Annotated in this window: 10 protein-coding genes, 1 tRNA gene and 2 pseudogenes; 11 read left to right on the forward strand and 2 right to left on the reverse strand. The window is 52.7% G+C overall.

Annotated features, from left to right (window positions below; all coding sequences use genetic code 11):
- The first annotated feature begins 109 nt into the window (after positions 1 to 109).
- The 4 genes and pseudogenes from ACTNBK_RS15295 to ACTNBK_RS15310 form a co-directional block, all read left to right on the forward strand.
- Complete coding sequence (locus ACTNBK_RS15295) at positions 110 to 1,675, forward strand: ABC transporter ATP-binding protein (RefSeq protein WP_441147402.1); 1,566 nt, start codon at positions 110 to 112, stop codon at positions 1,673 to 1,675.
- Between the two features lie 15 nt (positions 1,676 to 1,690).
- The gene (locus tag ACTNBK_RS15300) at positions 1,691 to 3,577 is read left to right on the forward strand and encodes an ABC transporter ATP-binding protein (protein WP_441147404.1); all 1,887 of its coding nucleotides are present in this window, start codon (positions 1,691 to 1,693) and stop codon (positions 3,575 to 3,577) included.
- Between the two features lie 143 nt (positions 3,578 to 3,720).
- Positions 3,721 to 4,986 (forward strand): amidohydrolase family protein, encoded by a 1,266-nt coding sequence (locus ACTNBK_RS15305; RefSeq protein ID WP_441147406.1) that lies wholly within the window; start codon positions 3,721 to 3,723, stop codon positions 4,984 to 4,986.
- A gap of 180 nt (positions 4,987 to 5,166) precedes the next feature.
- Positions 5,167 to 5,742 (forward strand): annotated as a pseudogene (locus ACTNBK_RS15310) (sigma-70 family RNA polymerase sigma factor); the annotation flags it as partial.
- 122 nt (positions 5,743 to 5,864) lie between these two features.
- Here ACTNBK_RS15310 and ACTNBK_RS15315 read toward each other — a convergent pair.
- Both ACTNBK_RS15315 and ACTNBK_RS15320 read right to left on the reverse strand, forming a co-directional pair.
- A complete protein-coding gene (locus tag ACTNBK_RS15315; protein WP_441147408.1) occupies positions 5,865 to 7,442 on the reverse strand; it encodes a recombinase family protein in 1,578 nt (525 codons plus the stop codon).
- Between the two features lie 329 nt (positions 7,443 to 7,771).
- Positions 7,772 to 8,584, reverse strand: a complete 813-nt coding sequence (locus ACTNBK_RS15320; RefSeq protein WP_441147410.1) for a hypothetical protein — start codon at positions 8,582 to 8,584, stop codon at positions 7,772 to 7,774.
- Between the two features lie 208 nt (positions 8,585 to 8,792).
- On the opposite strand from ACTNBK_RS15320, the gene ACTNBK_RS15325 reads away from it, so the two are divergent.
- From ACTNBK_RS15325 to ACTNBK_RS15355, 7 genes and pseudogenes are all read left to right on the forward strand, one after another.
- A tRNA-Arg gene (locus ACTNBK_RS15325) sits at positions 8,793 to 8,869 on the forward strand.
- Positions 8,870 to 9,438: 569 nt separating this feature from the next.
- Positions 9,439 to 9,642: a hypothetical protein gene (locus ACTNBK_RS15330; RefSeq protein ID WP_256180539.1), complete on the forward strand. Its 204-nt coding sequence runs from the start codon at positions 9,439 to 9,441 to the stop codon at positions 9,640 to 9,642.
- Positions 9,639 to 10,568, forward strand: a complete 930-nt coding sequence (locus ACTNBK_RS15335; protein ID WP_441147412.1) for a DUF6017 domain-containing protein — start codon at positions 9,639 to 9,641, stop codon at positions 10,566 to 10,568. The genes ACTNBK_RS15330 and ACTNBK_RS15335 overlap by 4 nt, the downstream gene beginning before the upstream one ends.
- Positions 10,569 to 10,574: 6 nt before the next feature.
- Complete coding sequence (locus ACTNBK_RS15340; RefSeq protein WP_441147414.1) at positions 10,575 to 11,402, forward strand: ParA family protein; 828 nt, start codon at positions 10,575 to 10,577, stop codon at positions 11,400 to 11,402.
- Positions 11,359 to 11,814: pseudogene (locus tag ACTNBK_RS15345) on the forward strand (ParB/RepB/Spo0J family partition protein); the annotation flags it as partial. The gene ACTNBK_RS15340 and the pseudogene ACTNBK_RS15345, both read left to right, overlap by 44 nt.
- Positions 11,798 to 12,013 carry a hypothetical protein gene (locus tag ACTNBK_RS15350; protein WP_441147416.1) on the forward strand — a complete coding sequence of 72 codons (216 nt, stop codon included), beginning with the start codon at positions 11,798 to 11,800 and terminating at the stop codon, positions 12,011 to 12,013. The pseudogene ACTNBK_RS15345 and the gene ACTNBK_RS15350, both read left to right, overlap by 17 nt.
- 86 nt (positions 12,014 to 12,099) lie before the next feature.
- Entirely contained in the window at positions 12,100 to 12,405 is a 306-nt protein-coding gene (locus ACTNBK_RS15355; protein WP_441147418.1) for a hypothetical protein, read from the forward strand.
- Positions 12,406 to 12,658 lie beyond the last annotated feature (253 nt).

Genomic DNA, 12,658 nt, shown 5'->3' on the forward strand with positions numbered 1-12,658 from the left:
AGCAGATAAATAATGGCTATTTTGCACTGAAATCACCTTAACCAAGCGCAAATGGCGGCTAATACATTGAGTAGAAACAGGATAAAGGCTTTTATTCAGAGGTTCCCTAATGGTGGTTCTGGCCCTACTGAGCCTGGCTTTCGGCACAGCGGCCGGTAAATTCGCGGCCAGCGCCTCCTCTGGTCTTTCCGCCAACCTGCGGGAGGCCATCTACAACAACATCCAGACCTTTTCCTTTTCCAACATCGACAAGTTTAGCGTACCCGGCCTGGTCACCCGTATGACCACCGATATCACAAACGTGCAGAACGCCTTCATGATGGTCATCCGCATCGCGGTGCGGTCCCCGTTGATGCTGACTTTCAGCTACATCATGTGCCTCATCATCAGCCCCAAGCTGAGCCTCACCTTCCTTATCGCGGTGGTCTTTCTGATTGTGGTGCTGGGGGCTATCATGGTGGTGACCATGAAAATCTTCAACGAGGTTTTCCGGCGCTACGATGATCTGAACGCCAGCGTTCAGGAGAACATCTCCGCTATCCGTGTAGTGAAGGCCTTTGTCCGGGAGGACCACGAGAACGACAAGTTCGGCAAGGCCTCCGACAACCTCTACCGTCTCTCCGTAAAGGCAGAGGGTCTGCTGGCCTTCAACAACCCGGCTATGATGACCGCCGTTTACTTCTGCATCATCATGGTGTCCTGGCTGGGTTCCCAGTACATCGTCATCGGCGATATGTCCACCGGTGAGCTCAGCAGCCTCTTCAGCTATGTGATGAGCTTGCTCATGAGCCTCATGATGCTCTCCATGGTGGTGGTTATGATCTCCATGTCCATGGCCAGCATCCGCCGAATCAGCGAGGTGCTTAACGAGCGGCCCGACCTCCAAGAGCCCGCCGAGCCGGTCTTTGAGGTGCCTGATGGCTCCATTGATTTTGACCACGTGACCTTCTCCTATAAGCACGGCTCCGGCAAGAACGCCCTCACCGACATCGACTTGCACATTAAGACCGGCGAGACCATCGGGGTCATCGGCGGCACTGGCTCTGGCAAGAGCAGTCTGGTCAACCTGATCTGCCGGCTCTATGATGTGGATTCCGGTACCGTCCGTGTAGGCGGTCGGGACGTGCGCACCTACGACATGGAGGTCCTCCGGGACCAGGTGTCCGTAGTACTCCAGAAGAACACCCTCTTCTCCGGCAGCATTTTGGATAACCTCCGCTGGGGCAATCCAGACGCCACAGAGGAGGAGTGTATTGCGGCCTGTCAGGCAGCCTGCGCCGATGAGTTTATCGACCGCTTCCCCGACGGCTACTACACCCACATTGAGCGAGGTGGTTCCAACGTCTCCGGCGGCCAGAAGCAGCGCCTGTGTATTGCCCGGGCCCTGCTGAAGAAGCCCAAGGTCCTGATCCTGGACGACTCTACCTCCGCCGTGGATACCGCTACCGACGCCAAGATTCGGGCCGCCTTTGCCCAAAGAATCCCCGGCACCACCAAGATCATCATCGCGCAACGGGTCTCCAGTGTGGAGAACGCCGACCGCATCCTAGTGTTGGACAACGGCAAGGTAGACGCCTTTGATACCCATGAAAATCTGCTCAAGACCAACGCCATCTACCAGGAGATCTATGAGTCTCAGGTCAAGGGCGGCGGCGACTTCGACCAGAGCGCGTAAAAGGAGGAGAGAAACATGGAAACCAAGCAGCCTCGCCGGAGCGCCATGCCGGTGCTGAACCGTGTGGTACGGTATATGCTCCGCTCTTACTGGCCGCTCTTTTTGCTGGTCATTTGCTGTATTTTGGTGTCGGCAGTGGCCACGGTCATTGCGGCAACCTTTCCCCAGACCCTGGTGGACGACTACATCATCCCCATGCTCTCTGGCGGCAGCCAGGATTTTTCCGGGCTGTGGGGGGAGCTGCGTAAGCTTATTGCCCTCATGGCAGTGGGTGTGATTGCCGGCTTTGCCTACAACCGTATTATGGTCACCATCGGACAGGGCACCATGCGCCGGCTGCGCAACGACCTTTTCCGCAAAATGGAGTCTTTGCCCATCAAGTACTTTGATACCCACGCCCACGGCGACATCATGTCGGTCTATACCAACGACGTGGATACCCTCCGACAGCTCATGAGCCAGAGCATCCCCCAGATCATCAACTCCACCATTACCATGGTGGCGACCCTTGTAACCATGCTGCTGCTCAATCCATTCCTCACCATCATCTCCCTGATTACCGCTGCCATCATGCTCACTGTGACCTCCAACTTCTCCAAGCTGTCGGGCAAGTACTACGTGCAGCAGCAGAAGAACCTGGGCATCGTGGACGGCTTCATCGAGGAGATGCTGGACGGCCAGAAGGTGGTCAAGGTCTTCTGCCATGAGGAGGCCGCCAAGGCCGACTTCCGCCGGGTCAATGAGGCCCTGCGTCAGAGTGCTGACCTGGCTAACCGGTATGCCAACCTCCTCATGCCCATCAACGCCAACATCGGCTGGCTGAGCTACGCCTTTGTGGCCATTGTGGGCGCCATCCTGGGTATCAACGGTCTGGCCGGGGTCACTCTGGGCACCGTCATCACCTTTGTGGGCCTGAACAAGAGCTTCACCCAGCCCATCACCCAGGTGAGTATGCAGATCAACTTTGTGGTCACCGCCGCCGCTGGCGCCTCCCGTGTCTTTGACCTCATGGACCAGGAGCCCGAGAAGGACGAGGGCTATGTGGAGCTGGTGGACGCCAAGGAGAACGCCGACGGCACCATGTCCGAGGCCTCTGAGCGCACCAATGTATGGGCCTGGAAGCACCCCCACAAGGCCGACGGTACCGTTACTTATACCAAGCTGGAGGGCGGTGTGGTCTTCGACAGCGTGGACTTCGGATATGACGAAAATAAGATGGTTCTCCACGACATCAGTCTGTGGGCCAAGCCGGGCCAGAAGATCGCCTTTGTGGGCGCCACCGGCGCCGGCAAGACCACCATCACCAACCTCATCAACCGGTTCTACGACATCGCCGACGACAAGATCCGCTACGACGGCATCAATATCAACAAGATCAAAAAGCCGGATCTGCGCCGGTCTCTGGGCATCGTCCTCCAGGACACCCACCTCTTCACCGGCACGGTGATGGAGAACATCCGCTATGGCCGGTTGGACGCCACCGATGAGGAGTGTATGGCCGCCGCTACTCTGGCCAACGCCGACGGCTTCATCCGCCGTCTGCCTGACAGCTATGACACTATGCTCACCGGAGACGGCGCCAACCTGAGCCAGGGCCAGCGGCAGCTGTTGGCCATTGCCCGGGCCGCCGTGGCCGATCCCCCGGTGCTCATTTTGGACGAGGCCACCTCCTCCATCGACACCCGTACCGAGAAGCTGGTTCAGGACGGTATGGATGCCCTGATGACCGGGCGGACTACCTTTGTTATCGCCCACCGGCTTTCCACCGTCCGCAACGCCGACTGCATCATGGTCATGGACCAGGGCCGCATCATCGAGCGTGGAACCCACGATGAACTGATCGAGAAAAAGGGTAAGTACTACCAGCTCTATACCGGCAACTTTGCCGAGGAGCCAGCCTGACCCAGGAAAGTCAAAGACCCGGCGCCGGAAAAAGGCGTCGGGTCTTTTGTATGGCCGGGAAGCGTTTCCGCATTGCCGGGAAGTGAGGTTTGTGGTACACTGTGGGTGTCCGAAGGAAACCCACACGGAATAAGGAGCAAATCATGGAACGAACCTTTGCCTTGAAGGGCAACGTGATCTACACCCCCACCTGCGAACAGTTGGAGCTGCGGCCGGGGAGCTATCTGGTGTGTGAAGACGGCGTGGTGGCCGGAGTCTTTGACAGTCTGCCGGAGCACTACCGGGGCCTTCCCATGGAGGATTTTGGGGAGAAGCTCATCCTGCCCGGTCTAATTGACCTCCACGTCCACGCTAGTCAGTACGCCTATCGTGGGCTGGGCATGGATATGGAGCTTTTGGACTGGCTTGAGCACAACGCATTCCCGGAGGAGAGTCATTTTTCGGATCCGGATTATGCCCGCCGAGCCTATGAGATTTTTACAGAGCAGCTGAGGAACAGCGCTACCACCCGGGCATGCATCTTCGCTACCATCCACCGAGCGGCCACACTGATGCTGATGGAACAGCTAGAGCAGGCCGGATTGCCCTGCTTTGTGGGAAAGGTGAATATGGACCGGAACAGCCCGGACATTCTCTGTGAGACCACGGAGGAGTCCCTATCTGAGACCCACCGTTGGTTGGAGGAGAGCAGTGGTTTCCAACTGGTGCGTCCCATTCTCACCCCGCGCTTCACCCCCAGCTGCACCGATGAGCTTATGGACGGTCTTGGTGAACTCCAGCGGGCGTTTGGTACGGCCATGCAATCCCACCTCTCGGAGAACCGTTCCGAGATCCAGTGGGTGTCTGAGCTATGCCCTGACACCCGCTTTTATGGCGAGTCCTACGCCCGCTTCGGCCTCTTTGGGGCAGGTTGTCCCACGGTAATGGCCCACTGTGTCTGGAGTGGGGAAGAGGAGCGGAGACTGATGAAGGAGAACGGTGTCTTTATCGCCCACTGTCCCCAGTCCAATATGAATGTCTCATCGGGTATTGCACCGGTGCGAACCTTTCTACGGGAAGGGCAGCGGGTGGGCCTGGGCAGTGATGTGGCCGGTGGGGCGCACTTGTCTATTTTCCGGGCCATGACCGACGCCATCCAGTGCTCCAAGCTGCGCTGGCGGTTGGTGAATCAGGATGACCCTGCTTTGACTATTGCCGAGGCGCTGTATCTGGCTACTAAGGGTGGGGGTGCCTTCTTCGGCAAAGTTGGCAGTTTTGAGCCGGGATACGAGTTCGATGCCATCGTGATGGACGATGCTAATCTGCCCACGACCCGTGCGTGTACCCTTGCCGAGCGGCTGGAACGGGTGGTCTATCTCTCCGACGGCCGGCCCTTTGCGAAATACGCCGCTGGAAAACGGCTCTTCTGAAGTAGATGAGCATTTTGAAAAAGCCTGGAGTGCTGCGAGGTGCTCCAGGCTTTTCCTATCTGTGAGAAAATCTTGTTGGGTTTAAATGATTTTCAGCCGTTTCTGCTAGGACGTGCCAAAGGGAGAATAGAATGTTAGGCAGAACAGGGAAAGGAGGGCGGCGGTATGTTCATGGCGTGGATGCTGCTCGTGCTCAACGGTACATTCTTCTCACTACGGCTGTCAGAGGGAGGAGGATCATTTCCAAAGCCGTTGAAGGCAGAGGAGGAGCGACGATATCTGGCCGAGTATGCGGAAGGCGACCTGGAGGCCAGAAACAAGCTCATTGAACACAACCTGCGCCTGGTGGCGCATATTGTCAAAAAATACTATACCCAGGCCGGAAACCAGGATGATCTTATTTCCATCGGAACCATCGGTCTCATCAAAGGGGTAACAACTTTTAAACCGGATAAGAATGTCCGGCTGGCTACCTATGCCAGCCGATGCATCGAAAATGAGATCCTCATGCATTTCAGGGCACAGCGGAAGCTCCAGGGGGAGGTATCTCTGTCGGATAGCCTAGAGGGGGATGGGGATGGCGGGTCCCTCTCCTTGATGGACGTGCTTAGTGTGGATGATGATATGCTGGAGGAGTTGGATAACCGGGACGCCCAGGCGCAGGTACGTCAGTGCGTGGAACGCTGTCTCACCGAGAGGGAGAGAAGCATCATTGTCCAGCGATATGGTCTGGATGGTCATCCTCCCAGGACACAGAGAGAGATCGCTGCGGAGAGTGGAATCTCACGGTCCTATGTATCCCAGCGCCGCTACTGTAAACGATTTTTCACCCAAAGAAAAGCGCCTCAAAACGGCGCAAAGCCTTGCAAATACAGGGGTCATGCCTGCTTCTCCAGTTCCCGGAACCGGAAGTGCAGAATGACCTCTTTTTCTTCGGTCAGTTCCACCCGCTCCAAAAGGGAGACCAATACCTCCCGGTTTGTGGGGGCGGTGGTCAGAAAGCGCTCCACCAGTTTTTTGGCCAGGCTGTCCTGCTCCTCCGGGGAAAAATCCGGCCGGTCAATCTGGGAGAGCCGCTGCTCCGCTGCCATCCGCTCGGCCTTGACCTTTCGGTAGACCCGCTGAAAGTCTGCCTCGTCCAGCAGTCCAGACAGCTTATCCAGATAGACCTGATCCAGGTGGGTGGATAGACTCTCAATCTTGGCCTTTAGTGCGGTGATCTCCTTTTCATGCTCCGCTTCCGCCTGGGCTTTTGCAATCTCCTGCTGGGCGATAGGCAGTAACTGCTCCGGGTGCAGGTACTGCCGACAGACCTCCTGTACCTTCTCCACCACCGCCTGGGTGACCACCTGCTCCTTGATGGAGTGACAGGTGCAGACCCCGGCCTTGGTAAAGCGCTGGTAGGTACGGCAGACGAAATACAGCACATCCTCCCCCTTGGCGTTTTTCCGGTTGAGGACCGCCAGGGGATAGCCGCACTCGTGGCAGAAAATCAGGCCCTTGAGAAGGAAATCGTAGGTGCGGCTACGGGTGTGCTTGCGACTGTCTACCAGCCGGCGCACCTTGTCAAAAGTCTCCCGGTCAATGAGTGGTTCATGGGTACCCTCCACCACCACCCAGTCTTTAGGCTGTTGGCGGATGCACTTCTTCGTCTTGTAGTTAATTTTCCGGCTGCGCCCCTGAACCATGTTGCCGATATAGGTCTCATTTTGCAGCATATCGGAGATGCGCTCACTGGACCACAGGCCGGTATAGGGGCCGGGGTTTGCCACGGGGAGGTTGGCATAGGTGGCGGGGGTGGGGACATGCTCCTCGTTGAGCCGGGCGGCGATCTGCCGGCAGCTCATGCCGGAGAGGGCCATGCCGAAGATCCGGCGCACTGTGGGGGCGACCTCCGTGTCAATGACGATCTTGTTTTTCTCCGTGGGGTGCATCTTGTAGCCATAGACCGGCTTGCCGCCGATGAACAGCCCCTTGCGCTGCTTGTCATGCTTGACACTGGCGATCTTTTTGGAGATGTCCTTGGCGTACATGTCGTTCATAATCGCCCGGAAGGGGGTGATGTCATTGGCAGTGGAGTCCACCCCGGTATCAATGCCGTCCAGCAGAGAGATGTACCGCACTCGGTGTTCTGGAAAGTACCGTTCCATGTAGTGGCCAGTGAGAATGTAGTCACGGCCCAGCCGGGAGAGATCCTTGGTGATGACCATGTTGACTTTCCTGGCCTCAATATCGGCGATCATTCGCTGAAAATCAGGGCGGTCGAAGTTTGTCCCGCTCCAGCCGTCGTCCACATAGGTATCAAAGACGCTCAAACGGTGCTGCCGGACGAATTCCTCCAGCATGGATTTCTGGTTGTTGACACTCTCGGATGGTCCTTCGTTCTCATCCTCCTTTGACAGTCTGATATAAAGACCCACATGGTAGTCCATAGGGTTGCTTATCTCTAAGTACATAATCTGCCTCCTGAGATAAGCGGCCATTTATCGCAAAGTAAGCTGCTACTCTGGCAATACAGCATAGGCTCAATGCATTTGTTGCAGTTCCCGACGGAGAAACAACAGAAACGAGCGAAATAAAAGTTCACTCGCCTCCTCTTTGCCAAAGTGACAGGTAATTTGCAGCTGGCGTTTTCCCATTATCATGGCTCCTTTCCATCGAAATAGTAAAGGATATGCGGGAAAACGCAGCTGTTTGCCTGTCCACGGACGGAAACGCCGTAAACAGATATGCTTGACGTTTCCCCGCGGAAGGCGGCTGATTCAGTTGTAAGAGTGCGATGAGGTTATCCCGGCAGAGCGCAGATGAGGGCCTCCACAAAATGCTGGAAGGCCTGCTTGTCCTCCGGGGCCACCTCAGTAAAGGGATCAAATTCACGGAGCTCCGGATGCCGGCTGAATATTCCTATGGCAAAGCAGTGGGCAAAAAGTTCGCCGGAGATGGAGCGATGCTTGGTGTTCAGCCCCGGGAAGAAAGGCTCTCCGAAGTCCAGAAAGGCAGGTGGGGCCTGGGTGATGTCTCCGGTCAAGCGGACGTTGAGAACATGGCCCAGTTCATGGAGAAAGATGCTCTCCGGTGTGGCGATTTTGTCCCGCAGAATGTACGGCAGGAAAATGTCACAGACAACCGCATTATTTTTGAGGACATAGGGCCTGCAGAAAGCATCATAGGTCTGGTGCCCACAGTCTGGCAGAAATATAAGCATGGGAGTGGGAGCCAGAACCTTGTGAGAGAAGGCAAAATCCCCATCCAAAAACTGTAGCAGATGTTCGGCGGACTGGGGTGTAATCTGTGGGCCTTCTGCCGGTACGAATTGCGTTTGAAGCTGCTCCTGGATCAGGTGGAGTTGGGCCTTGTTTTGACGCAGGCTTTTGCTCCAGTTCCAGGTTCGATAAAGGAACAATTGGCAGGCAGTTTTGCCGGTACAGACATACCAGAACGGGTGACCGGCCAGGAGGGCATCCATAGACACCTTTTCCCATGCCTCCTCAAAGGAGTGGTGAAGCTGCCGGAAGTCATCGGTGGAGAGTGCAGGATCTTCCAACAAGGTAGTTAGAAAATTGGGTAGTTTACGAAAGCAAGTGGGGATATCAAGCATCGTTTTCTTCCCCTTTTCTAAAATCTGTTTTCGGATACATGATAGATGTCGAACATGGTTTTCTTATTTTCTTTCTAAGATTTCTCCCTGATAGCCGTATTTGATTGATCTGCCACCTCCTAAGGTTGCGTTACAACGGTCACCTTGGAAAAACTTCATACAGGATTCAAGTTCGAATTTCTTCGGGCTTAGTCATAAAACCAGCCATGTCTCAGTAGCTCAGTTGGATAGAGCACACGCCTCCTAAGCGTGGGGTCGGAGGTTCAAATCCTCTCTGGGACGCCAGCTAACAACGCCGAAAGCCTTTGTTTTCAAGGGTTTTCGGCTTTTCTTATATAAAAAGCTGCGAAAAAGCTCTTTCACTGTATGGGATAAAATTCTACTCCAAAATTTGATTTTTGACAACCCCTCCAGAATCGAACGGTTGTTATAAGACAAAATCGCCAGCTAATTTTTAGCAGAAAACGGGCTGTTCTTGCTAATGAAAATGCCCTTCCTGCTAATCAGTCCCAAAATCGTGCCAAAAATCCAGCTAATCAAAAAAGGCGGATGTTTTGAGTACCATGCAGTTATAGCAGATAAAATTGAATATCGTTATATACATAGAGCGTCTATTTGCCCCGCATCGGGGATGGATAGGCGCTCTTTTTTTATGCCCAAAACCATGGGCAAATACAAGAGATGGGAGGTGTTTTATTTGAGCAAGCCTGTTTATGCCGCAGACAAGCCGAGCGACTGTCATTACTGTTACTTCTGGACAAATGGCAGAAAGGGTTGCCGTCTGGGTAGAGATAATTGCTACTACTTAATCTCTTTGCCGCCGAAACCCAAGTCGGAATGTGATGGCTGTCCCTATGGGCGAGATCACCCGTGCATTGGTTGGTGTACGAAGAAGGTTATGCGTGAAGTGGGGCTTCGTTGATATGGATGCGTATGAACAGGAATACCGCTTCTGCTATTTTGCCCGATGTCCTCACGAAAAGACGGATACGACTTTCCGCAGCGTTCCACTGACAACAGAAAGTTTTCCGCAGAAAGAAGGTGGTGAAGCCGTGTGAGTTTTGATTATTTTTACGGTCAGCAATCCGATCAATTCACATTCTATCGAGTTCCGAAGGTGTTGTTCACGAACGAGAGGTTCTGGAATATTTCCGCTGATGCCAAGATGCTGTATGGCATTTTGCTTGACCGCATGAGCTTGTCTGCCAAGAATGGCTGGATAGATAAAAACGGTCGAGTGTATATCATTTTTACAATCGACGAAGCGAAGATAGCTCTGAACTGCGCTGAACAAAAGGCTATCAAACTGCTCAGTGAACTTGAGAAGAAAGCAGGATTGATTGAACGCAAGCGCCAGGGTTTGGGAAAGCCCAACCTGATCTATGTGAAGAACTTTATCTCTGCTGTGGATTCACAACTCTTGAATTGTGAAAATCACAATTCTGGAACAATGGAAATCACAACTCAAGAACTTCCGAAATCACAATGTAATAATACTGATATTAAAAATACTGAATTTAGTGATACTGATTCTATCTTTCCTTCCGGAAAGGGTGGAATGATAGACGAGAATGACCGGTATCAAGAATACTTTGATTATTTCTCGGATCAGCTCAGTATGGATTTGTTGAAGAAGGATTACCCTTACGATTCCGAAATGCTGGATAACATTCTGGAGTTGATCGTTGAAACAGTTTGCACGAAGCGACCGTTGATTCGCATTGGTGCAGAGGAGCGTCCGGCAGAAATTGTCCGCAGCCGGTTTATGAAACTGAATGTCGAGCATATTCGATATGTTATGGACTGCTTCAAAGAGAACACCACAAAGATTAGAAATATCCGTCAGTATATGCTGACTACGATATACAATGCGCCGACGACAATAGACACCTACTACGATGCTCTTGTTCGGCACGATATGTCACACGGATATTTGGAAGGAGGATTTAAGAAATTGAAAATGAAGCGAGAGGAAGGAGAGTGACGATAAATGTCGAAAAAAGCAACCATCATTGCGGTGGTCAATCAGAAAGGAGGCACTGGAAAGACCACCACCACCGAGAATCTGGGCGTTGGCTTGGCTCTTGAAGGAAAAAAGGTGCTTCTGGTAGACACCGATCCCCAGGCTTCCCTGACGGTCAGTTTGGGCAATCCCTGCCCGGATGATCTGTCTCCGACACTTTCCGATCTGATGGGAAAGATTATGATGGAAAACCCTATTACTCCCGATGAAGGGATTCTTCATCATCCGGAGGGCGTTGATTTGGTGCCGTCCAACATCGAACTCTCAGGTATGGAGGTAGCACTGGTCAATGCCATGAGCCGGGAAACCATTCTCCGGCAATACCTGGATACAGTCAAACAGAATTATGATTACATTCTTCTGGACTGTATGCCGTCTTTGGGTATGCTGACCGTCAATGCGTTGGCAGCTGCCGACAATGTGCTGATACCGGTTCAGGCAGCATACCTTCCTGCAAAGGGTCTGGAACAGCTGCTTGGAACCATCAACAAGGTCAAGAGGCAAATCAACCCGAAACTGAGGATTGAAGGGATTCTTCTGACGATGGTGGACAGCCGCACCAACTACTCCAAGGACATCAGCAATCTGATTCGGGAGAGCTACGGCGGAAAGCTGAAAGTCTACAAGACAGATATTCCCCGTTCCGTCCGTGCAGAGGAAATCAGCGCAGAGGGAACCAGTATCTTCAAGCATGATCCCAAAGGCAAAGTTGCCGAAGCCTATAAAGTTCTGACGAAGGAGGTGTTAAACAATGCAGAAAAAAGGCGCAAACATCAGCTTGAAGGGGTACGATGATATTTTCTCCACCGATCAATCCAGAGCTGAAGCCCAGCAGGAGCGTGTGCAGGAAATTCCGCTTTCTGAGTTACACCCCTTTGAGGGACACCCCTTCCGTGTGGTTGATGATGAAGAAATGATGAAAACGGCAGAGAGCGTCCGAGATTTTGGAGTTCTCACCCCTGCGATTGTCCGTCCTGACCCCGACGGTGGTTATGAAATCGTTTCCGGTCACAGGCGGCACCGTGCATCGGAGCTTGCGGGTAAGGAAACCATGCCTGCGATTGTTCGTGACCTGGATGATGATGCAGCCATTATTCTGATGGTCGATGCGAATTTGCAGAGGGAGAGTATCCTGCCGAGCGAAAGAGCATTTGCCTACAAGATGAAGTTGGATGCGATGAAACATCAGGGTGAACGAACGGATTTACTCCCATATCATCGACGATGACCGCAGACTGAACGCTGAAAGAATGGAAGCTGCGTTCTACTCAGGCAGACAGGCAACGCCTGAGCCGGTTCAACCAGCCGCAACGGAAAGCTCCGCTGATGATAAAGAACTTCTTCTGAAGCTTCTGCAAAATCCGGAAATGGCAGCACTCCTGAAGTCGCTGGCAAAAACATTATAGTAACTGCAAGGGCAGATCCTTTTACATAGCTACAATAGCTGTAAAAGGGTCTGCCCTTATTTTTTTTGTTATGGAGGTCAACGAGTATGGATAGAATCTTTATGGACGAGTATTACGAGCATCTGAGAGCTGACAATATCGAGGCATTTTCCAAGGAAAGGAACGACGAATATGTTGGCAGAGCTGAGGAATACAAAGTAGCAAAGTCGGCATTGCTTGAAGGATTGGGACTTGAGCATTTGTTTGACCATAGCCATGAACTGACTCCGAAAGAGAAAGAAATATGGATGCTGTTCGATAGGGTTGATGTAGCAGAGCTTCTGGCAAGGGATGCTTTTGCCAAGGGTGCTTATATGCTCGGCGCTGAGGATAGAGAGATTATGCTGAAATAAAAAAAGACCTGCTTCGGCAGGTCTAAATTACATAGAATCATTGAGTCTGAAAAAACCTTTGAAATTCTTGATAATTCTGGTTGAAAAATTCGTTTTGAAATGATATATTAAACAGACTTAAATAGGTGTCCAAAACACCAGTACCCCTGTACGAGAATGAATAGGATTTCCTATCATTTCGTATAACGAGAGGTTACATAGAGGAATTTGCTTGCACTTGCAACGTCCACCAAAAATCGAAAGCCTTGCTAAT

Origin of the sequence: Intestinimonas sp. HCP28S3_D6 (genome assembly GCF_052065695.1) — a bacterium.
Taxonomy (GTDB): Bacteria; Bacillota; Clostridia; order Oscillospirales; family Oscillospiraceae; genus Intestinimonas.